At 68.6% G+C, this 21035-nt stretch carries 18 protein-coding genes and 1 tRNA gene; 10 read left to right on the top strand and 9 right to left on the bottom strand.

All coding sequences use genetic code 11. The features are described from left to right. Window positions 1-200 precede the first annotated feature (200 nt). Together J7E93_RS25640 and J7E93_RS25635 are read right to left on the bottom strand one after the other, a co-directional pair. Complete coding sequence (locus J7E93_RS25640) at window positions 201-1652, bottom strand: ATP-binding protein (protein WP_215072313.1); 1452 nt, start codon at window positions 1650-1652, stop codon at window positions 201-203. Between the two features lie 193 nt (window positions 1653-1845). Further along, window positions 1846-2073 (bottom strand): hypothetical protein, encoded by a 228-nt coding sequence (locus J7E93_RS25635; protein ID WP_215072312.1) that lies wholly within the window; start codon window positions 2071-2073, stop codon window positions 1846-1848. Between the two features lie 87 nt (window positions 2074-2160). Between J7E93_RS25635 and J7E93_RS25630 the strand changes: the two genes are divergently transcribed. Continuing rightward, entirely contained in the window at window positions 2161-2982 is an 822-nt protein-coding gene (locus J7E93_RS25630; protein ID WP_215072311.1) for a hypothetical protein, read from the top strand. A 522-nt stretch (window positions 2983-3504) separates the two neighbouring features. On the opposite strand, the gene J7E93_RS25625 is transcribed toward J7E93_RS25630, so the two are convergent. Next, window positions 3505-3999 carry a hypothetical protein gene (locus tag J7E93_RS25625; protein WP_215072310.1) on the bottom strand — a complete coding sequence of 165 codons (495 nt, stop codon included), beginning with the start codon at window positions 3997-3999 and terminating at the stop codon, window positions 3505-3507. A gap of 551 nt (window positions 4000-4550) precedes the next feature. Between J7E93_RS25625 and J7E93_RS25620 the strand changes: the two genes are divergently transcribed. Continuing rightward, window positions 4551-5183 carry a hypothetical protein gene (locus J7E93_RS25620; RefSeq protein WP_215072309.1) on the top strand — a complete coding sequence of 211 codons (633 nt, stop codon included), beginning with the start codon at window positions 4551-4553 and terminating at the stop codon, window positions 5181-5183. A gap of 396 nt (window positions 5184-5579) precedes the next feature. Here J7E93_RS25620 and J7E93_RS25615 read toward each other — a convergent pair whose 3' ends face one another. Together J7E93_RS25615 and J7E93_RS25610 are read right to left on the bottom strand one after the other, a co-directional pair. Next, window positions 5580-7625, bottom strand: a complete 2046-nt coding sequence (locus J7E93_RS25615) for an AAA family ATPase (protein WP_215072308.1) — start codon at window positions 7623-7625, stop codon at window positions 5580-5582. A 664-nt stretch (window positions 7626-8289) separates the two neighbouring features. Then, window positions 8290-8365: transfer RNA gene (locus J7E93_RS25610), tRNA-Arg, on the bottom strand. 669 nt (window positions 8366-9034) lie between these two features. Here J7E93_RS25610 and J7E93_RS25605 point away from each other — a divergent pair. Genes J7E93_RS25605 through J7E93_RS25590 form a run of 4 tightly spaced genes read left to right on the top strand, consistent with a single transcriptional unit; the run spans window position 9035 to window position 13246 of the window. After that, window positions 9035-9280 (top strand): hypothetical protein, encoded by a 246-nt coding sequence (locus J7E93_RS25605; RefSeq protein ID WP_215072307.1) that lies wholly within the window; start codon window positions 9035-9037, stop codon window positions 9278-9280. Between the two features lie 12 nt (window positions 9281-9292). Next, window positions 9293-11557, top strand: a complete 2265-nt coding sequence (locus J7E93_RS25600) for a DUF6571 family protein (protein ID WP_215072306.1) — start codon at window positions 9293-9295, stop codon at window positions 11555-11557. Window position 11558: 1 nt separating this feature from the next. Further along, window positions 11559-12563 (top strand): hypothetical protein, encoded by a 1005-nt coding sequence (locus tag J7E93_RS25595; protein ID WP_215072305.1) that lies wholly within the window; start codon window positions 11559-11561, stop codon window positions 12561-12563. 20 nt (window positions 12564-12583) lie between these two features. After that, window positions 12584-13246 carry a hypothetical protein gene (locus J7E93_RS25590; RefSeq protein WP_215072304.1) on the top strand — a complete coding sequence of 221 codons (663 nt, stop codon included), beginning with the start codon at window positions 12584-12586 and terminating at the stop codon, window positions 13244-13246. 13 nt (window positions 13247-13259) lie between these two features. On the opposite strand, the gene J7E93_RS25585 is transcribed toward J7E93_RS25590, so the two are convergent. Both J7E93_RS25585 and J7E93_RS25580 read right to left on the bottom strand, forming a co-directional pair. Then, window positions 13260-14075 carry a hypothetical protein gene (locus J7E93_RS25585; protein WP_215072303.1) on the bottom strand — a complete coding sequence of 272 codons (816 nt, stop codon included), beginning with the start codon at window positions 14073-14075 and terminating at the stop codon, window positions 13260-13262. Between the two features lie 85 nt (window positions 14076-14160). Then, window positions 14161-15264, bottom strand: a complete 1104-nt coding sequence (locus tag J7E93_RS25580; protein WP_215072302.1) for a sensor histidine kinase — start codon at window positions 15262-15264, stop codon at window positions 14161-14163. Window positions 15265-15547: 283 nt separating this feature from the next. Between J7E93_RS25580 and J7E93_RS25575 the strand changes: the two genes are divergently transcribed. Then, window positions 15548-16171 carry a TetR/AcrR family transcriptional regulator gene (locus J7E93_RS25575; protein ID WP_215072301.1) on the top strand — a complete coding sequence of 208 codons (624 nt, stop codon included), beginning with the start codon at window positions 15548-15550 and terminating at the stop codon, window positions 16169-16171. A gap of 103 nt (window positions 16172-16274) precedes the next feature. On the opposite strand, the gene J7E93_RS25570 is transcribed toward J7E93_RS25575, so the two are convergent. Both J7E93_RS25570 and J7E93_RS25565 read right to left on the bottom strand, forming a co-directional pair. Further along, window positions 16275-16934, bottom strand: coding sequence for a ScbR family autoregulator-binding transcription factor (locus J7E93_RS25570; RefSeq protein ID WP_215072300.1), 660 nt, complete (start codon window positions 16932-16934; stop codon window positions 16275-16277). Between the two features lie 183 nt (window positions 16935-17117). Then, complete coding sequence (locus J7E93_RS25565; protein WP_215072299.1) at window positions 17118-17906, bottom strand: response regulator transcription factor; 789 nt, start codon at window positions 17904-17906, stop codon at window positions 17118-17120. 544 nt (window positions 17907-18450) lie between these two features. Between J7E93_RS25565 and J7E93_RS25560 the strand changes: the two genes are divergently transcribed. The 3 genes from J7E93_RS25560 to J7E93_RS25550 all read left to right on the top strand — a co-directional run. Next, window positions 18451-19452: a ScbA/BarX family gamma-butyrolactone biosynthesis protein gene (locus J7E93_RS25560; RefSeq protein WP_215072298.1), complete on the top strand. Its 1002-nt coding sequence runs from the start codon at window positions 18451-18453 to the stop codon at window positions 19450-19452. A gap of 30 nt (window positions 19453-19482) precedes the next feature. Then, entirely contained in the window at window positions 19483-20415 is a 933-nt protein-coding gene (locus J7E93_RS25555) for an NAD(P)-dependent oxidoreductase (RefSeq protein WP_215072297.1), read from the top strand. Between the two features lie 311 nt (window positions 20416-20726). Next, a partial coding sequence (locus tag J7E93_RS25550; protein WP_308368784.1) for a biotin carboxylase N-terminal domain-containing protein occupies window positions 20727-21035 on the top strand: 309 nt, incomplete at its 3' end.

Here is a 21035-nt window from a genome sequence, read left to right as displayed (position 1 = left end):
CGATCTACAGCTGGAGTACTAGCTCGTCCTTGCTCCGTTCGGAACCGGAACTGCTCCGCCTGGTCGCCTCCCGGCGCGCTTCCTGGATGATCTGTTCGAACTCGGCGGGCGGTTTCCCGCCGGCCGCCCTATGGCGACGTTTGGTGTCCGAGAAGTCCGCGACCCACGTTCCCCGTACAGGGGCGGTGACTGCGACCGGGTCAGTCGCCGTGGTAGAGGCGAACTGGATCGATCAGCTGGATGGCGGGGTCGTTCTCGGCGAGGTGGCGCAGTTCGTCGGTGAAGCCGGTGCCGCTGTAGCACTGCAGCCGGGTGACGTCGGTGGCGGTGCCGCGCGCGGTGAGGAGAGCACGGATGTGCTGGAGACGTTCGAGGTGGGCCTTTCCCATGACGTCGTTCCATTTGGCTTCGCCGATGGCGAGTAGTGTTTCGCGGCCGCTGTCGGTCTCGCCATGGACCGCGACGTCGACTTCGTGGCTGGTCTTCGCGGCAGGATCGTTGACGGTCCCGCTGGCGACCCTTGTGACCTGTCCGCCGTGGGTTGCGGGGGACGCGTGCCAGCGGGCCCATTCGCGGCAGACCTGTTCGAAGTGCGGGCCGACAACCTTGCTGCGGAAGGTGGACTGGGTGCGGCGCCAGACGGCGGGGGCGCGTCCGGGGCGTTCCAGATCGCCCCAGGCGGGGCGCATGACCGCGTGGTAGAAGGCGATGAGAGGTTCGGCGATGCGGTAGGCGGAGCGGTTGCGGCGGAAGGCGTCGGCCTCGTGGGTGATCATGCCGACGTCCTGGAGGACGCTGAGCGGGTGGGCGAGGTCGGTGGACTTGCGGCCGAGGTAGTCGGCGATGCCGCCGCGTGCGGCGTTTCCGGCGGCGATGGCGGCCAGGACGGAGTGGTAGAGCGCGGTGTCGTGGAGTTCGGGTTCCTCTGCGAGCAGGTAGCGGGCCTCGCGGAAGAGCGGACGGGCGGGATTGAGGACGGCGCGGGTGACCCAGGCGTCGAAGTCGTGGGGTCCGGCGGGGGTGTCGCCCTGGGTGAACTCGCGGCGGTAGGCGGGGGTGCCGCCGACGATGGCGTGGGTGAGCAGTGCGGTGCGCGGGTCGGTGATCTCCCAGAACTCGGCGGCGAGGCGGAAGTCCAGGGTGGGGACGACGAGTTCCAGGCCGGCGCGGCCGCGCAGCGGGGCGTTGCCGGCGAGGAGTCCGCCCATGAAGGACAGGGCGGAGCCGCACAGCAGGAGCCGTACGGGGGTGTTGGTGTGCTGGGCGGCGGGGTCGAGGGCGCGCTGGATGATCGAGGGGAGGGCGGGGGAGGCCTTGGCGAGGAAGGGGAATTCGTCGATGACCGCGATGGTGGGGCCGCCTCTGTCGGCGATGCGCATGAGCTCGGTGACGGCCTCGTCCCAGTGGGTGAAGCGGAAGGGGGTGGGCTGGTCGCGGTGGCGGGCGAGGGCTTCGCCGAACTGGCGCAGGGCGTCGGTTTCGGTGGTCTCGGTGGCGGTGAACATGAAGCCGCCGCTTGCCCGCGTGACGGCGTCCAGGAGGAAGGTCTTGCCCTGGCGGCGGCGGCCGGAGACCACGCCGAGGGTGGCGCGCGGGCCGGGCAGGGCGGCGAAGCGGGTCAGCTCGGCCCACTCGAAGTCGCGGTCGAACATCTCGGCGGGTTTATCCACTGCACACCTCTGTATGGATAGGTGCGCTTATTATATCTGGACTTATTCGAGAGTGTGTTCTTTCATGCGGGCGCGCCCGGCGTTGGCCAGGGGGCGCGCGCCGCATCGGCGGGCTGCCAGCCGCGGTGTCACACCGCGGGCGGTACCTCACTGCCTGCCGCCAGTACCGCGCGACTCATGCCCGCCTTGGCGAACGGGCGGCGGCCCGCCCCAGAGCGGCTTCGCGACGCGCCGTGTCGGCGGGCGGGATGGCACACACCTTGTCCATGGCCTCGTCGAGCAGGTCGGCGACGGTCCGCGGGCCGCGCGGACGCGGTACCAACGCCCCGCTGCCCACCCCCCAGAAGGGGTCGCCGCAGTCGCAGCCGCCGAACTCGAACGCGGCACCGAAGGCCCATTCCACTCCGCCCGGGCACGTTGCCGTGCATCGCGCTGCCGAGCGTAGTGGCCAGGGCCGCATGCTCTCCCGGGGGTGCGCTTGAATGACCGCATGGCTGTGGTCATGGACGAGGAGACGGTCTACGCGTTCGCCGACGACACCGAGGTCACTGAGGGACGGACCTTGCTCGCCGACGGTGCGGTGATCGAGGCGGAGAGCGAGCCCCGCGGTATCTGCTGCCTGGTGCGGGACGGTTCGGGCGCCGCCTGTGGTGTCTGGGTGCGGGTCGTGGGGCGGGAGCTGACGGCGGAGTGCGACGGCTCGTGCAACCCGGCATCAGGACGCTTGTGCCGACATGCCGTCGCACTCTCCCTGCACGCCGTCGAACGGGGCATGTCCTGGCAGGCCGTGCCTGTCGACGACACTCGCCGTACCCCCGGCGAAGCCTTGGACGCACTCACCGCCGTGGAGAAGGCCGCGGTGCTGGACCGGCTGCTGGATGCTCGCCCCGAACTGTTCGCGGAAGCTGATCAGTTGGCCGTACACGTGCTGGCCCCGCGGGCCCGCGCCGAACTGACCGCCCTTCAGGAGAAGACGGCGAGCGAGGTTGAGCAGGCCCTGCGTACCCTGGACATCACCCATCTGAGCACCGGCTATCGCGCGGACTTCGGGTACACCGATGTGTACGAGGCCGCGAGCCGTCTGATTGAGCCGGTCATTGAACGGTACGAGGCCGATGTCCGTCGCCGACTGGCGCTCGGCATGCCCGACGCGGCTGAGGCCGTGGCCCTCGGCGTACTCGACGGCCTGGACGCCTGCGAAGGCGACTACGACGGCGACGAGGTGCTGTGCTACGCCGGGGAGGGCCTCGCCGAGACCTACGGGTACAAAATCCGCGAACTGATGCTCACCGCAGGCCGAGCCGTGGATTAGGCCCGCCCTGCCCTTCATCCGTCTCACCGCACAGCCGAGGGCTTCGCGCGGTCGCGCGTTGTTCTGGGATGCTTTCGGCCGACAAGCGACGGCGGAACGAGCAACCTGGTGAAATTCCCGGACGGTACCGCCTCTGTGCAGCGGAGCGGTTCCGTCATGGCCACGGCCCCGTTCGGGGCGGGATCGGGGAAGCGTGGATCCCGAGTCTGGACACTCGCGCCGTCGTACCTCGGCGTAGGAGGGCGGGCCGCGTCACTGACGGTCAAGGGGCGCGGTAGCCGTCAGATTGCCGAGCAATGGCCGAATTGCGAATAATGCGCATTTCAATGTTCCCAGAGCGTTCCCATTGCGCATCTGAAGGCCTGCCCAAGGAGTGGGATCGAATCCTTGCCGGGTAGTGCTCCATCCTGCCGCAGGGTGCTGTTCTGCCTGATCAGCGCCCTGCGGCGTCGTAACCCATCCGGCTCGTGGCTCCCTGTGCCGGACCGTCCGCTCACGCATCGGGCACGCGCGCGAGGCCGGTCAGGAGTCCAGGCTCTTGCGACGCACGCGCATGTAGGTCCCTGATGTGGTACTCCCGCCCCATCCGCCTGTCGTGGCGATGTCCCATCTTTGCTGGGCGCGCATCTGCTTGGCGAACGCGTCGAGGTCATTGATGGCGCATCCGCAGTCCAGATGGACGCGGACAGTGATGTAGCTGCCCATCGGCTTCTTCTCGCTGGGGTCCAGCGTCCAGCGGACGGCGTGCTCGTGGTCAGCGAGCCCGGTGCGCTGTTGATCGTGAAGGAGTCCGTGTGCGCGGGCGCACTCGTCGAGGTCATCGATCGCGAACAGGTCGCTTCGCCAGGAGCCCGGCCATACGGCGAACAGCTGGGACTCCCCGCTGCGAGCCCGCTCGTAAGTGCCGGTATCAACGCCGTGGGACACCGTTCCGTCCTTGGCTACTTCGATGTAGCACAGAGTCTTCGCGGTGTATGGGAAGTCCCTGCCGACAGCAGCCGCGCTGCGGGGTTCCATGCTGCTCCTTCGGGCTGGCGGTGTCAGGCCCACTGGCCGCCACGGACCAGGGCCTCAAGGTGATCCTGGCATGAGACGGAACTCGGCGAGGGGGCTTTGCGAACTGCTATCGCGGAGCGAGGAGGAGCGCGTGTGACAGTGGCTCATTGGCGCTGCCGCATTCCTGTGTGGCGCCGGCGGTTTGTGCTACTTGATCCGCCGACCGTTCAAGCCGCCCTAGCACTGTCTACGCCCGGCTCACGTCTTTGTGCGCCATTGTCACCGGGCTTGCGCCCGGGTAACCTGCCGCTAGCCATGCGGACCCGGGCTGAAGTGCTGGGTCTGACAGCAACCCACCTTTGACCATACGAACGAGCATGTAGCTCAGACGACACGTCGATTGGCAGGGGTTTCCCCATTACTTGTGGCGGTATCGGCGCGTGCTTGTGCTGGTGCTGCTTCTGAGACGTGATGTGAGACAGGAAATGATTCATTCGTTCATTGCGCACACGAGTCCGGGGCGGAGCAGAGTATTCGCCCTTGTCAAAGGTCCTCGCGACGAGTTGGAGGCGGTGACCACACTGGGAGCGGGCGATCTCCATCTGACCGGGGAACTGGTCGATGCACTCAACTGCTTCCTGGCCGACCGGGACGAGACTGCTCTCGGAGTGGTGCTGGATCGAGTCCCGAAGCCTGTGCGCATGGCCGCGCGACAATATCTCAAGGACAAGTGCGCACCGATGCTTGGAGCCTTCACCGGGTTCGGGCCGATCGACGTGGTTCGCCCTGCTGTCTACTTCAGCGATATCGATGATGAACTCGAGGAGTACCTTGAGGGCGCGTACATGATCGGGCTCGGCATTCGCATGTCGAACGAGCGCGGCAGCGATGGAGACGTCGACTGGGTTATGCAATTGCTCAGCGACGAGGTCTCCGTGCCAGCCAGCGCCGAGCCTCGCACGTGGGCGCTTCCCGCAGAAGCGAAGCTCCTGCAAACCTGGACGAGTAAGCGGCCGACTGGCGGTATCGGCCCCGTTCGTAGCGCGCTCAATGTGGCGGAGGATGCGAGCGCCGAGGGGCGTTGGGTAAGGATCCATACGTTGCTTCACAGCGACCGCGATGTCGACTTCGAGGGCAACGGATCCTCGGAGTTCGTCGTCGACGTCTTCGATGCGCCCATCCCACTGCAGCACTTGGATGAGTAGGCCGGCCGTACTGCCGCACCCAACGGCCGTTGCCGTTGGGTGCGGCAGTACGGCTGGCACAGTCGCTGGAAGCCGCCGCGGTTCAGCGAGCAGGTCCTGCGGGGTGCCATCGGGCGACTGCGCATAGGCCCTGACAGCGAGAACTCCCCCTGCGCTCAGCGGGGAACTTCGGCCAGACGCGAGATCGGCGGCAGCGACCAGGTGTCTGCTGGTGCAGCGCCAGCCCCATCAAGATCATTAGTCGGTGAGGACAGTGCTGCAGCCCATGGGCGCTCCGAGTTGGGGCGCAAACCCTGGCCTGCCCTGTGGTTCGCGCACGGCGACTCTGATTCACCCGGCTGGGGCGCCCCGGTGCGCCGTGGGCCAGCACCGCTGAAGGTTTCCTGGGCGGCTTGGTCACCTGTCAGTTCGGACGAAGCGGCAGAAGGAAGCCTCGAAGTTCAGCGAGACGGATTCCTTGCACTGCTTACCTCCGACCTTCAAAGCCCGCACAGTGGCTGAGTCGGCATCGGGCAGGCTGGTCCAGTAGACCCCGTCGCGGTGTAGTTCAACGATGGTGTCGGCGCCGCGTGCGATAGGCGTCGGGACGTGGTGCAGTTCGAGCGGCTCGTCAGGCCCTTCGCTCAACGCTCGAGCTGTGATCAGAACCGCGAGGTTGTGTTCCTCCGCAATGCGGCGTGCCACGTCCATGCTCAATGCCAGGCCCTCCTCGTTCAGCTGGCTGTAGCTCTGGATCGTGTCGACCACCCACAGGGCAAGGCGACCACGCTGCGGTGGGATGACCGTCGTTGCGGCTTCCCGGAAGACCTGTTCAAGCGGGAGCCCGATGGTCGGGGTGTGCCAGCCTGGCACCCTGACTGAGGACTCTGATGCGCGGCGACGCACGGAGTCGAAGTCCACCGTGTCGGCGGGGTATCGCAGATCTGCTCCGCATGTGGCGCTGACGAGCTTCCGCTCGATCGCGTCCGAGTTGATCTCGCAGGTGCTGAAGACGGTGAGTCGTTCGGCTGCGGCATTGTGCAGCGCGATGTTCAGCGCCATCGTCGAGCGGCCGGCAGTCGGCACGGACACGATCGCGGTGACCGTCCCAGGCTCCAGCTTCAGGAGGTCGTTGACGTCCGGCCACGGAGTGGCACCGGGAATCTTGCCGAGGTCGATCCAGGTGCCTTCCTCATCGATGCCAGGCACCGGGTGCGGTACTTCCTCGGAGCCCTCGTCCTCTGTGCCCTCGGCGGCCTTTTCAGCGGGCCAGGCGTGCAAGGGGACCTGCGCGTCGCGGGATGCCACCTGCATCATGTCTGGCTGCCACATCACCTTGCTGAAGAACGTCTCCCCGATGGCCGAGAGAGGGAGATTCCAGGGACGACCGAAGGGCTTGACGTCCCAGCCGTTGGCGCGGGCCCTGTCGGCGCTGGCGCTGATGCGCCCGATGGTGCTGTTGGCGGCTTGCCGCTTGTTCACTCCGCCACGCTGGTAGTAGGCGGCGGAGTCCTTGGCCGCCCGGTAGATGAAGTTGAAGACCTGGCCGAGGCTGAAGGTGCTCAGGGCGTCCTGGAGGGCGGTGCGGGTCCCCTCGCCCTGGTTCATCTCAAGGTGGTGCTCGCCGAGCTTCATCGCGAGGTAGTCCTGTGCGTCCGCCAGCACCAGCTCGCCCCATAGGTCGCGCCACTGGCCCGCCCAGGAGGTCGGCCACGGGCCTTCCCGGAAGGTGCGGTTCAGAGCCTGGAGGAGGCGGGGGTGCCGATCAGTGAGCTCGTTGGCCTGGCCCATGAGGTAGTAGCTGACGCGGCCGAGGTAGAAGGAATCGCTCAGTTCCCCTTCGTCGTCCAGGGCGAAGGCATCGAGGTGCGAGTCCGGGTGCACCTTGAGCCGGCGCGGCACAGCCTTCAGAAGCCCACGTTCGAAGTTGTACCGAAGCTGCTCGGGACCCCAACGGCGCTCCTTCGGCCAGATGTCGGTGGGAGACGTCAGCCCGGCGTCTTCGACTGCCGGGTCGCTGAAGAGGGCATGCAGCGCGATGGCCTCGAAAAGGGTGAGGTCGGTGGGCTCCAAGTCGGGGCCGTTCAGGATGGGGTACTGCTCGTAGACCTCGGAGCGGCGCCGTGCCTTCTGTTCCATGACCCGCGCGGCGCGCTCCTCCACTTCGCGTTCGTGGCAGCTCGGGCACTTCCAGCTCGGGAAACGGAGGGCTTGGGTGAGGTCGCTGCGGCTGGACACGGGGTAGGGGTCCTCGCAAGACTCGCACAACAAGTCGGCCAGGTAGGCCGTGCCGGCCTGCTGGGCGATGCGGGTCATCTGCTGCGGCTTCAGCCCGTACTCCGCGCGGATGGCGGTGACGGTCTGGGCCCACGTCTCACCGTCTTCGTTGAGTCGCCAATACGCCTCGAAGGCCGCTGCCTCAACGGCATCGTCCGTGAGCACTTCGAGTTCGAGCTGGGCCACGTTCCCCCCTGGGTGTTGTCGGCAGGCGTCAAGTATTTCGGGTCTGCCCACAACTGAGGGGCGTTTTAGCTGCGCGGACTGCACTGACCTGCACCGGAGAGTGATGTTCCGTTCTCCGGTAGGAAGGCCGTGATGGCGGTGCGCCGTGGCAGACCGTCTCCGCTTCGGAGGTCATCACCCAGGACGGCCTGCGCCGGGCGGCTTGTGAAGTCGTCGAGGTTGCGGAAGGCGTTCTCGGCATCTCGAACGGGGGATCGTCGCACTATCCCACCCCAGGCCGGCCACGTCCGAACTGCGCCACCTCGGCATCGGTCTGCGAGCCGTGACGCGCGGAGCGGGGCTTGGCTACGCCGTCGAAGACAAGGCCGGGTTCATGTGCCAAGGCCGGAAAGACGGCAGTTTGTGTAGCCCGCGGCGGGACGACGGTCCGCGAATCGCCCTGCCGCTGACTACGACGTCGCTCAACATCGCCCCAAAAGCAGTCTGCCAGGACAGTAGTACGTCACAGGGCATGGCAAAACTGCTCAAAGTTCCCGCGGCTTGATAGACGCAAAGTTACCCTGAGTCACTCCTCGTGTCGTTCCCACCTCGTTCCCAGCAGGTACAAAAACGACCCTCCGTGGCACTCACGGAGGGTCGATATGTCCTATTATCTGGTACTTTCTGGTGCCCCCGGCAGGATTCGAACCTGCGACACCCGCTTTAGGAGAGCGGTGCTCTATCCCCTGAGCTACGAAGGCGGGGGCTTGCCGAAAACCCTGCCGGAAAACCCCAGTGGGGAATGCCGGGCGGGATGAGACAAACGCCCTGGTCAGCTTTCCGTCGGGGCGATGCCGGGTGGGGTCCGGAGGGACACTTTCCCGGGCAGGTGCCCTGAAGGTCGACTGACCGCTGACAGCCTAGCGGATAGGGCTCACGGAGGTCGCCCCCATAGGGCGAGACGACTGCGGTGCCGTCGTGCTATCCCCTCTGACCTGGGTCGATTCATCCCGAGGGTGATGGTGGCGAGGCTGCTTGATCAAGGCACTGGCCTCGCGGGGGCGAGCTGTGATGTCCGTTCTGACCCATGCACGGTCACTGCTCCGTGACGGAGGCGCTGAGCCGCGCGCGTTCGGTCGGGGACCTGACGGGGACGGGTGCTGCCGCCCTGGCGTTCGAGGGGGGTGGGTAGGGTGGCGGGCGGGGCAACAGTGGCGTAGGGGGAACTGGTGTCGTTCGACGAGGAATGGGCTCAGGTCCGGGAGGACGCGGCCGTACGTCAGGACTCCGCGATGAGGTTGAACTCCGCGGCGGCTTCCCCCGGGGGTGGTTCGGGGCAGCCGAATCTCCGGACGAACGATCCGGGGAAGGCCGCGGCGGTGAAGGCTTTGGAGACGCGCCTGCAGCCCGACACGCAAAAGGCGGGGATCGTGGCGGACGAGTCCACCAACGCGGCGGAGACCGCCTTCACGTCCTGGGCGACCAGTGCTGGTCTCAAGAGCGCGCACGAGCAGTGGGCGATGCAGGTCAAGTCTCTTCAGGCCCGGTTGGACGCGGACAAGTTCGCGCTCCAGGGCACCCGTACGGGATTCACGGGGTTCGACAGTGGGCTGCAGCAGCAGTGGCTGCTCCTGCAGCCTCCGGCCGGAGGCCCGCAGGGCCCGTACGCGAAGTAACCGGGGGAACTGATGCTGACGTACCAGGATGTCGTCACGATCGATCTCACGCCGCTGACCACGGCCGCGGGCAAGTGGGACGAGATGGCGACGAGCTTCCACACGCTGGAGACCGACTACAAGGATTCGGTGCAGTCCGTCGCCGAGGACGGTGTCTGGCTCGGGCTGAGCGCGAACTCCGCTTCGGGCCAGTTCGCCGGGACCCGTAAGCAGTACGCGGCCGCGCAGGTGGAGGCCAAGGCGATCGCCTCGCTGCTCCGGGACGCGCACACCCAGTTCGTGACGCTGGTCAAGGCGGTCAAGGACGTCGTCACCCAGGCGCAGGCTGACGAGATGATCGTCGATGGCCAGGGCAAGGCCACGTGGGACTCCTCCAAATACAAGACCTCTCGGAACGATCCGGACTATCCGGAGTTCCAGCGCAAGCGCTACGAGGCGGCTACCGAGTGGACACGACGGATCGATGCCGCTGTGAAGGCCGTGGACGACGCCGACCAGGGGGCGAAGCTGGCCCTGACCCAGGCGGCCGGCGGAAACAAGGGCGTCATCCCGGGCCTGCCCAATCAGCAGTACGGCTTCAACGGCACCGCTGTCGGTGACATCGAGCTGTACGAGGCGCAGAAGGCCCAGGACATCGCCACCCGCATCAACAGCGGCGAGAAGGTGTCTGCCGCCGACTACGCCGAGTTGAACCGTTCCTTCCGCGACAACGCCGGCAACAAGGCGTTCAGTCAGACGTTCCTCGCGGGCCTGGGCACCGACGGCACGATCAAGCTCTCCGGCAAGCTGAACACCAAGGAGCACCAGGACCTGGAACGCGGACTTGCCAACACGGTCGCCGGAGCGACCCAGGTGCCGGGGAAGACCTCCGAGATGCCCCCGGGGTCGAAGAAGTTCAACGAGTGGCTGGGCAGCCCGGACGGCAAGTTCTACAAGGAGTGGACCGAGAGCCTCGACAAGTCCGGCACGAAGAACTTCGGCTCCAACACCCAGCCGCTCTACGGCTACCAGTCGTTCGTCAGCATGATGCAGCACGCCGACGCCGACTACGACGACCAGTTCCTCTACCAGCTCGGTGACGACCTGATCGCCGCCGAGAAGGAGCACGAGGGCATCTTCACCAAGTGGGGCGGTGGCTGGGAGGAGAAGGGGATCGAGAGCGACCCGATCGACGGCCTCCTCGGAGTGATGAGTAAGAACCCCGAGGCCGCGACCGCGTTCTTCGACCCCCAGGGCAACGGGCCGGCCGGTGACCACGTCGGCAACGACCACCTGAAGTACCTCCTCGGCAGCGGCGACGACTCCCGCGACTGGCCCAAGAACGTCATCACCGGCTATGGGGTCGCCACCTACGACGACTACACCAGCCGGATCGGCCTCGGCGCGGCTCTCGAAGCGGCCACCACCGGGCGCGAGCCCAACGCGGCCGGGGCAGCCTTCGACCAGCACTCGGAGGCACAGGCACGGGTGATGCAGGAGACCATCACCGTCCTGGACAAGGACGGCAAGGGCGACGCCATCGAGCAGAACCTGAAGGTGCCGCTCGGGCGTGCTCTCGCCGACTACACCATGGACACCCACGCGATCCTCAGCGGCACCGAGCGGACCAGCCCCGAGGGCGGCTCCGGCATCAACGCGAACGGCGAGGACTCCAGCATCACCAACAGCAAGCACAGCCTGCTGCGGGTGATGCGGGGCGTGTCCGACGCCGCGTACGGGACGGCTCCCGGAGGCGAACCCGTCCTCGTCTACGACCTGCTGTACGAGAACGAGAAGCGCTACTCGGCCGAGTACCTGGCCACGGCACGTGATGCAGCGGACGGCCAGCAGAACAACGTCGTCGGCGACTGGGACAACAAGGCCCGTGACGTCGGCGAGGTGTACGGGGCGATGACCGCCATCGGGTCCGACATGATCCTCGACGACCGCGACACCAAGATCGGCAACCTCAACGACGCGATGCGCTACACGTACCACGGTGTCGGTGGCCTCTTCACCCAGATCCCCGTGGTGGGCGACCCGATCCAGCGCATGGTGGATGCCGCCACCTACGAGTACTCCAAGGACGTGTCGGCCGCTGCTGAGGACGTGGCCAGGTCCAAGGACAGCACCGCGACGACTGCCGGGATCGGCGGCACGAACGCGCTGATGGACGCCTGGGGAGGCACGCGTGGTGTCCAGGGCAGCGAGGCGCACGAGCACGCCAAGGGCGAGGCGCAGCAGAGCTTCATCACCGGCCGCGAGGATGCCTACTCGGCCCTGCGAACGAGGAAGTGAGATGACAGGAGGCAGCGGCCGGGCAGCTCTGAGGCGGATGGTCATCGCTCCCGTCCTGGCGATCGGCGTCCTGGCAGTCGGCGCCCATCTGTGGCTGAACACCAACCTCTTCGTCGACGACGAGGTCTGCGGTGGGCTGGTGTCCACCGGCTCGGCCGCCGCCGTCTTCCCGTCGTCCGGCCGCGTCTCCGACCGCGACGGTCTGGACTCCCGGCCGGGTGACCGACTCGCCTTCACATGCACCGTCGAGAGCTCGTCGTTCCTGCCGGGCTCGGAGACCGAGCACATGCGCATCTCGGGCACCCGCGAGCGTGGCGACTTCCCCTTCACCGACGACGGCCGCTGGCCGAACCCCGCATCCGTCTCGTTCTTCTCCGGCGGCGCCACGGGTGCGGTCGGCGAGGACCACGGCTGGGTCCTGCTGCCCGGCACCTGCACGACGAAGGACGGGCCCGCCATCGTCGAGGGATACGCGCCCGAGGGATCTGACCCGATGAAGGTCGCCCGGCTCCTGACCGACGTGGCCAACAAGGCGGCCGAACGGGCCGGCTGCCTCGACAAGGGGACCCTCGGAGCTCCCAGTGCTCTCACAGCGCCCCCGGAGCCACGGCCGGTCGATGACGCGGCGGTGTGCGGTCTCAAGGGTCTCAAGTTCCCTGGACCGGAAGGGCGGACCGAGGCGACGGAGACCGTGCAGGAGAGCATCCGTCCCACCTGGGCCTGCGAGGTAGCCGGGTACGCCACCTACGCCGTGACCCAGGAACCGCGAATCGTCGAGGGCATCCGCTCCTCGCCCGGATTCAAGGAGCAGCCTCGGGTGGCCGGCCGCCAGGTCTCGGGTTTCGACCCCCGGCACGTCGTAGCCGACTGCGCAGGTGTTCCGACGTACTTCTCCATGGAGTTCGGCCGGAGCTACCAGGACGCCGTCGGCGCGCCCGGTACCACTCGCAGGCAGGACCTGTTCGACGACTTCGTCGAAGCCGCCGGCAAGCGGCTCGGCTGCTGAAAGCACTGAGGACACGACACGTGAACAAGACACACGGACGACACCGACCCCTGATCGCGGCCGCCCTGACGGTGGCGGCCCTGGTGACTGGCTGCCAGAGCGGTACCGGAGGGGGTGCGGCGCCGCTCAGCCTGAGCGGACTGACCGCGACCGCCGACGGGATGCCCGACGAGGGGGCCGGCACCTGCCCGCTGCCCTATGACGTGGCCAAGGCGGGGAAGGCCGCGGGCCTGGACGGGGCGGTCGGAGCCGGACCCGTACAGGACGGCGGCGATCCCGTCGCCACGGCCGAGGGCGGCAAGCGGGCCAAGCCCGGGGAACCGTTGGCCGAGAACCCGGGTGCCCTGGTGAGCTGCACCTTCCACATCGGCAAGGACGACGTGCAGGTCCATACCGTCGCCACCCGCACGCCTCAGGCCATCGCCCCGCTGGCACCGGTGATCCAGATGATGTCCGGATCGTCCGTCGACGAGCTGGTCGGCTACACGAAGAAGGCCGGCGACGCCAAGGCCGGAGATGCCGTCGTCACCGACAGCGGCAACGTCGCCGCCGTACGGCTGAAGCTGGATGGCGACGGCGACGCCTTCCTGCTCGTCGGCCTCGGGAAGGCGGGGGCCGCTTCCCCGGACCGGAAGCAACAGGTCGGCGACCTCGCCAAGGCACTCGCGGGCCAGGTGCAGTAAGGCAGGGCCGGCATCACGCCGCCTTCCGGAGTTCGTGCGCGCTGGTGCGGCCTCCGAGGAAGACCTGATAGCTGGTGGCGTTCTGGGAGAGCGCGAAGCCGAGGACGAAGACCTTCTGGCGGTCGACGCCGTAGGCGATCACGCGGCGGTTCCACAGGCTGAGGTCGAACTGGCTGTGGACGGACTCGGAATCGCTGCGGTACGGGTACACGAGTTGGTGGGAGAGCGTCTCCTGCGGGATCTGCTGGAGGTGCTCGGCGCGGTGGAAGCCGCGCTCGTGGTCGCTGGGGATCCGTCGGCCGGTCGCGGCGTCGCGCAGGGCCCGGTCCTCGGCCGTGGTGGTGATGCCGACGGGGACGCGGTACTCGTGGTCTCCGTGGCGGCAGGGGATCTTCAGCAGGTGATACCAGCGGCTCTTGGTCACGCCGATGCGGGGCTCCAGCCGAGTGATCGGTACGGGCTGGAGCACGCGGGTGCCGTCGTCGATGCGGATACTCTCGGCGATGCGGCCCTGGTCGCACCACAGTTCGTGGCCGCTACGGCACGGCTTGACGCGTTCGTAGAAGACGGGGTTGACCGAGCCGTGCTGCTTGTTGATCACGAGGAGTCCGCGCCGGGCCAAGGCGTCGCGGTGGACACCGCGCAGGGCTCCGTCGTAGATGACGCCCATGCAGTCGGGCAGGACTGTCTTGAGCTGGGAAAACTGGCGGACCGCGATGGCGGCCTCGTCCTCGTACTCGCCGCCCGCCACGTGCGCGAACGTCAGGATGACGCGGGTCCAGTAGCCGTCGCCGCGCCCTGAGCCGAAGAACCACTTCGTGCCGCGCACGGGCCGCTTCGCCTTCTCCCCGTTCTCGTAGTAGTCGCGGGCGGCCTGGTGGGTCGCATGCCCGTGATCTGCGGGGGCGGGCGCGTCAGCGGGGGGAGGGGAGGGGGAGGTGGATCTCCACGCGGGTGCCGCCTGTTTCCGGGGTGGAGAGGCGGAGGCGGCCGCCCAGGTCCTCCATGCGTTCGGTCATGGAGCGCAGGCCGTTTCCGGGGGTGTGCGGGGTGGGGGTGGGGCCGGTGTTCTCGACCTTGGCGTAGAGCCAGCGGCGGGTGGTGCGTACGCGGACCTCGATGGGGTCGGCCGTCGCGTGTTCGAGGCTGTTGCGCAGGGCCTCGCGGAGGACGAAGAACACCTCCTGGCGGTGTCGCTCGGGGACCCGCGTCTCGTTGCCGGTCATGCGGACGGACACCTGGGCCGTCGGGCGGGCGGTGGCGAGGAAGGCGTCGAGGGCTTCGCGCAGGGTGGGGAGCCGGGCGCGGTCGCGGAGGTCGTGGACGAGGGCTCGGTTCTCCCGGCAGGCCTCGTCCAGGGCCTGGCCGGCGTCGGTCAGGTGGCGGGCCCGGGCCTCGGGGTCGTGGGCGGCGAGGTCGAGGCTTCGCCGGGCCGTCGCGAGGGCGCCGCCGAGCTCGTCGTGAAGCTGGCGGGCCAGGCGGCGGCAGTCCGCCCGGCCCTCGTCCCCGTGCCAGAAGTCCCGGTCGGCGCCGCGCAGGGTCTCGCCGAGCTTCTGGGCGAGCGTCGCGGCGCGGCGTGGTGCGCCGCCCTCCAGGAGGTGCAGCAGGCCGCACTCGAAGAGCAGCGAGCCCGCGGCGACCAGTTGGTGGGGCGCCGCGGCGAACGGTTCGCACGGTGGGGTGGCGGCGGTCGTGTCCGGGCGGTCGAGTTCTCCCACACGTAGCAGGACCGCACGGGCGAACGCGCCCAGCGTGGAGCGGAGTTCGGGCACCTCCGCCTCGGCGGGCAGCAGGGCCGACGGCAGCCGGGCCTCGAAGCGTTCCAGGATCGCCTCGGTCTCCCAGGTCCACAGCACCGGGCCCGCGGCCGCGGAGTCTCCCCGCGCGCCGGGAACCGACGAGGGGTGGCGGGGGTCCGCGGTGCGTGGCTGTGTCATGCGAGGGGCGGCGCGCATCAGCCCTTCGTGCAGGGCCTCGCTGAAGTCGCTTCCCATGACGGTGACGGTCGAGCTGTTCATCGGAACTCCTCGGACGCTACGGGTGCCGCTGACGACGCTCGAACATAACAAACAGACTTGTCTGATTGTCAATAAGTCAAGTACCGGGCGATGTTGGAAGAATACGTGCGGACGGTGTGAAAGTTACCCTCGGTGGCACGTGTGAGTGGGAGAAGGTGAGGGGTTTTGGTGTGAGGTCTAGTCCTGGATACAGGCAGGGTTGTATGATTCCGGATGGGCAGAGACGCCGGATCGGCCTCCCTGCCCTTGGGAGCCGTATCGAGGAAGAGGCAGGCGCAGGCCCATGCACAAGCGCTCCGAGCAGACGCGCCAAGCCCTCGTGCGTGCCACGGCGGAACTCATCGCCGACGGGCGGCTCGCCGACGCCGGGCTGGTGAACATCTGCCGGGTCGCCGGGGTGAGCCGCGGCGCGCTGTACCACCACTTCTCCTCCACCGCCGAGTTGGTCGCCGAAGTACGTGCCCAGGCGAGCGCCCGCACGACCGCCCTGGTCGACGACGCGTTCGCGGGGCAGGCCGCCGGCGCCCCGGCGCGCCTGAGTGCCGCGCTGGGTGTGGCGATGTCCGAGGAGCAAGTCGTCCGCGCCGGAATGCGGTTGGGCGAGGACGGTACGGACGGGTCGCCGCGGCTGCGTGACGAGGTGCTCTCCCTGATGCGCGCCCGGATGGTCGCGGCGGAGGAGGAAGCGGCGGAGGAGGAAACGGCGGTGGCGGGAGGGGCGGGCGACCGCGCGTCGGACGACGGCGGACGGCTTCGTCCTGCCGACCTGGCCCTCGTGGTCACCGCCGGGTTGCAGTCGCTGGGGTACACCGACCGACGGTGGTGGGACCCCGAGACCAGCGAGCAGATCTGGGGCATGCTGGAGCCGCTCTTCGCTCAGGCGGAGCCGGCCCCGGCAGCGTCGTAAGGCTGCTCCGCCTGCTCGAAGGCCCCCGGTCCGCGGGCCGCGGTGCCCTGCCCTCGCGGCCCCCCGGACACAGGCCCTACCCCTCAGGGCCCGGATGCTGCCCTCAGGCCCCCGCCCGTGCCGTCTCCGGCTCGCTGGGCGCGTTGTCGCCATCGCGGTTCGGTGACGGCGTGACCCTCAGGTGGCTCAGGATGCCCGGCGTGGCCAGGCCCGGCAGCAGGAAACGCCACATGATGCTGACGCGCTCCGGCAGGTCCCGGCGGTTCGTGTACACCTGCGACATCACCTGCATGCCGGTGAACGAGCCGATGATGACCGAGGTGGCCTCCGGCAGGTCCACGCCCGGCAGGATCTCGCCCTGCTGGCGGGCCTGTTGGAGCAGGCCGAGGATGGCCGCGCTCGACTGCTCGTACGGCGTGGTCGTCGGGCGGGGGAAGGACGTCTGCTCCACCGCCAGACGCACGCTGGCGCGCAGGACCGGGTCGCGCTGGAGCCGGAAGGCGAACTCGAGGGTGAGGTCGATGACGGACTGCAGCTTCACCGGCTGCTCCGGGATGACCAGCGCCTCGCTGTGCGCGGCCAGGAGGGCGACGGCGATCGCTTCCTTGGACGGGAAGTGGTGGTAGAGGGCGCCGCGGGTCAGTCCGGTGCTGGCGAGGATCTCGTTGGTGCTCGCCGCGTCGAAACCGCGGACGTCGAACACCCGGGCGGCGGCCTCCAGGATCGAGAGCCTCGACCGTTCTCCGCGTTCCTGCTTACCCATCCCGGATCCTTGCACTCGCTTGAATATCGAACCGACTTGTCTGCATCCTATGGGCAATAGCGCATGGGCGTCAGTACCTGGAGCGAGACGTTCCGGATAGCGGTCGAGTGAGTGGGGGTGGGCCGGAGGGTGGCCGGGCGGTGGCCGGGCGGCTGCCGGGCGGCTGCCCGAGACCGGGTCGGGTCAGGGGTGGCCGAGTCGGAAGCCGACGCCGCGCACCGTGATGATCCAGTTGCTGGAGCCGAGCTTGCCTCGCAGGCTGCTGACGTGCGTGTCGATGGTGCGGCCCCGGTGCGACCAGGTGTCGTCCCAGACCTGCGTCATCAGCTGGCGCCGTGAGATGACGGCGCCCGGCTGCGAGGCGAGCAGATGCAGCAGGTCGAACTCCTTGCGGGTGAGGTCCACCTGCCGGCCGTCCAGCGTGGCCTCGCGGGTGGTCGCGTCGATGCGCAGGGGCCCGTGGTCGATGATCCGGGTGATCGCCTGCCGGGGCCGGGCCCGGCGCATCACCGCCTCGATCCGGGCCAGCAGTTCGCGGAAGCCGTACGGCTTGACCATGTAGTCGTCCGCGCCGGCCTGGAGGCCCAGGACGCGGTCCAGTTCGCTGCCGCGCCCGGTCACCGCGATGATCGGGGTGTCGCTGACCGACCGCACGCTGCGGCAGACCTCGAGCCCGTCCAGGTCGGGCAGGTCGAGGTCGAGCAGGATGAGATCCGCCTGGTGGTGGAGCTGCAGCGCCTTGCCGCCGGTGGCCACGCTCTCGGCCCGGTACCCCTGCCGGAGCAGGCCCTGGACCAGGGCGTCGGCGGCACGGGTCTCGTTCTCGACGACGAGGACGCGCAGCACATGGCGCTCGCCGGCGGTGGGCGGCGGCGGGGGCGGCGCCGCGGCCCGGTGCGGCTGCGGCGGGGTGGTGAAGGGGTGATGCTGCTCTGTCCTGGGGTCGAGTAGATCTGAGGCCTGCCGGTTCATCTGCTCCTCCTGAGACACGGGCGTGGCATCACGGACTGCTGACTGCTCGTGCCTGCCGAAGATAGCAAACAGACTTGTCTGATTGTCAACGGACAAGAGCGGGCGCCGTGTTGGCCTGACGGGGGCGCTCTTCACCTGCGGTGATCGATTCTTTGCCCGGTAATGATCGGCGTGTCGCCGTACACCTGTGCGGGGCGGCCGGAGTGTCAATGTGCCTGCTCAGCGTGGTAAATCAGGCAGGTCTGTTGGTTTTCTTGACGAAAAGTCAACAGCCCGCTCTTCGTGGCTGGATCTCCGGCATCGCGGTCGATATGCCGGATGTGCGGCGGTTTTTACTAGACTCGCCCGTCGGGTCTTGTCACTGTGAGGTCACCGGGTGTGTGTGCGATGCATCAGATTCCGGACGCAGGCAGACCAAACCTTTACTTGATTTTACGAACCGACCTGTCTGTATCTTGGGACCCGCAACAGATCGTCGGCCACGGGGGTGGCTGCCGGCGTCCGGCTGCTCACCCCTGTCCAGAACAGATCAGGAGTGCCACGCATGCCGTCTCTTGCCTCGGCGCAGCACGAGTCCCGCACGAACAGCATCCTTGCTCCGCACTTCGCCGCCGGGAGCCCCGGTCTCACCACGACCGTCCCGCGCCAGTACGTCCACCGTGCCGCCGTCTCCGAGGTGTTGCTCACGGGCTGGGAAGCGGTCCCGGGGGTCCCGGCCGGTCACTCCGACGCCTTCGTCGTCCAGGCCCAGTGGCCGCGCGGGCACTCCCTCTTCTCCCAGGCCGGCGGCTACCAGGACCCGATGCTGCTGATCGAGTCGGTCCGCCAGATCGGATCCCTGCTGTCGCACGCCGAGTTCGGGGTTCCCTTCGGCCACCACTTCCTGATGTGGAACATGTCCTTCGCCACCACCGAGGAGCTGCTCGTGGCAGGCACCGCTCCCACCGAGGTCGAACTGCACACCGTCTGCCGGGACGTGGTGCGCCGGGGCAAGGCCCTGGGCGGTATGCGCTACGACGTCACCGTCAAGGTCGACGGTGTCGCACTGGCCACCGCCGGGGCGGCCTTCAGCTGCACCAGCGCGGCCGTCCACCGCCGTCTGCGCGGCGACCGTCCCACCAGCACCGACCGCGTCGTCGGCTGTCCGATCGACCCGGCGCGGGTCGGCCGTACGGACGTCGGTCATGTCGTTCTCACCGAGGCGTCGACCCGGGAGACGACGGGAGGTCAGGAGTACGCGTGGGAGCTCCGGGTGGACACCGCGCACCCGATCTTCTTCGACCACCCGGTCGACCACGTACCCGGCATGGTGCTCCTGGAGGCGGCCCGACAGGCCGCGCACGCCTCCACCGGTCTGCCCGACGCTCTGGTCGTCGCCCTCGACAGCACCTTCACGCGCTACGCGGAGCTCGACGCCCCCTGCCGAATAGGCGCGGTCCCGGGCGAGCCCGACGCGTCCGGCGACGTTCCGGTCAGGGTCAGCGGAACCCAGCAGGGCCGGACCGTCTTCTGCGCCGACGTCGTCCTCAGACGCCGCGGTTGTTGAGCCCATCGTCCTCTGACGGGAGAGTGTCGTTTGTTCGCCACCATCATCACCGGCGCGTCGGGGTTCATCGGCAGCCATGTCGTCCGTGAGGCGGCGCGTCAGGGCATGGACCTGACGCTGATGTCGCACCGCAGGCCGCTCGCCCCGCGCGGGCCGGCCGCCGCCCGGGTCGTCCGGGCCGATCTGACCCGTCCCGACTCGCTGCGCGGCGCATGCGAGGGAATGGACGTCCTGCTCCACTGCGCCTCGCAGATCGGAGGGACGGCCGACGCCAACGAGGCCGTCAACGCCCGCGGGACCGCCGCGCTCGTGGCGGAAGCCCAGCGAGCCGGGGTGTCGCGCATCGTGTACCTCAGTACGGCCTCCGTGTACGGGCGCGGGGTCTTCCGGTGCGCCCGTCCCGAGCAGCTCACCCGCCGTCCGGGGTCGCCGACCTCCCGGAGCCGGGCAGCCGCCGAGGACATCGTGCTCGCAGCGGGCGGGATCGTCCTGCGCCCCCATCTGGTGTACGGAGAGGGGGACACATGGGTCGTCCCCGCACTCGTACGGCTCCTGCGGGCACTGCAGGGCGGCGCGGTCGGATGGAGCAGCCGGATGTCGGCCATCGCCGCGCCCGAACTGGCGCAGCTCCTGCTGGGGGTGGCGTTCGCCCCGGCGGACAGCCTGACCGCGTCCGTCTACCACGCCGCGCATCCGCGGCCGGTGACCGCCGCGGCGCTGCTGGGCGCGGTGGCCGCCTGTGCGGCGCTGCCCGGCGCTCGGCGCGAGCTGACGCTGGCGCAGGCGCGTGAGCGGCTGGCCGAGGACGACTGGGCGGTGCACGGCCTCGACATGCTGGCGACCGATCACTGGTACGACAGCGCGCCGCTGTGGACCGATCTGAACCGGGTTCCCGGTCCGGGATTCGAGGAGGACTTCCCGAGAACGCGGGGGTGGTACCGAGAACTGGTCCGGGCCGCCTGAACCACTGTCTCCCGTCGGGTGCGGCGGCCTCACCGGCCGCCGCACCGCCTTGTCCGGGCGGAAGCGGGAGCCGGAGCGGAAGGACCGGTTCAGGCGCCGGAGGGCCGTCGCGGGCGCGGTTGGAAAGGCGGGGGCCGGGCGGGTCGGGCGGTCGGTCGATTGACGGGCTTCTGACCATTCTCTTCACTTCTTACGACACAGCTGCACGGGGCCTGCGAATTTCGACCCAGTCCTGTAACCGGACCTGTTGAACACATGAGCGGCCACCGAACACTCTGGTGACTCCGAGCGAGTCAGGGGAGACGTTCATCGTGCGCAAGGTGCTCATCGCCAACCGTGGCGAAATCGCTGTCCGCGTCGCCCGGGCGTGCCGGGATGCGGGGATCGGCAGTGTCGCCGTCTACGCCGATCCGGACCGGGACGCATTGCACGTCCGTGCGGCCGACGAGGCGTTCGCTCTGGGCGGTGACACCCCGGCCGCCAGTTATCTGGACATGGCCAAGGTGCTGCAGGCCGCGAAGGACTCCGGTGCGGACGCGATCCACCCCGGTTACGGATTCCTTTCGGAGAACGCCGACTTCGCCCAAGCCGTGATCGATGCCGGGCTGACCTGGATCGGC

It is taken from the genome of Streptomyces sp. ISL-36, from assembly GCF_018614205.1.
Taxonomy (GTDB): Bacteria; Actinomycetota; Actinomycetes; order Streptomycetales; family Streptomycetaceae; genus Streptomyces.
This window is presented reverse-complemented; position numbering and strand designations above follow the sequence as displayed.

Bases quoted from the DNA above. Each gene is read 5' to 3' on its own strand.
- J7E93_RS25600 (WP_215072306.1), top strand. From the start codon at position 9,293: ATGCTGACGTACCAGGATGTCGTCACGATCGATCTCACGCCGCTGACC.
- J7E93_RS25560 (WP_215072298.1), top strand. From the start codon at position 18,451: ATGCCGTCTCTTGCCTCGGCGCAGCACGAGTCCCGCACGAACAGCATC.
- J7E93_RS25595 (WP_215072305.1), top strand. From the start codon at position 11,559: ATGACAGGAGGCAGCGGCCGGGCAGCTCTGAGGCGGATGGTCATCGCT.
- J7E93_RS25575 (WP_215072301.1), top strand. From the start codon at position 15,548: ATGCACAAGCGCTCCGAGCAGACGCGCCAAGCCCTCGTGCGTGCCACG.
- J7E93_RS25580 (WP_215072302.1), bottom strand. From the start codon at position 15,264: ATGAACAGCTCGACCGTCACCGTCATGGGAAGCGACTTCAGCGAGGCC.
- J7E93_RS25565 (WP_215072299.1), bottom strand. From the start codon at position 17,906: ATGAACCGGCAGGCCTCAGATCTACTCGACCCCAGGACAGAGCAGCAT.
- J7E93_RS25570 (WP_215072300.1), bottom strand. From the start codon at position 16,934: ATGGGTAAGCAGGAACGCGGAGAACGGTCGAGGCTCTCGATCCTGGAG.
- J7E93_RS25630 (WP_215072311.1), top strand. From the start codon at position 2,161: ATGGCTGTGGTCATGGACGAGGAGACGGTCTACGCGTTCGCCGACGAC.
- J7E93_RS25640 (WP_215072313.1), bottom strand. From the start codon at position 1,652: ATGTTCGACCGCGACTTCGAGTGGGCCGAGCTGACCCGCTTCGCCGCC.
- J7E93_RS25625 (WP_215072310.1), bottom strand. From the start codon at position 3,999: ATGGAACCCCGCAGCGCGGCTGCTGTCGGCAGGGACTTCCCATACACC.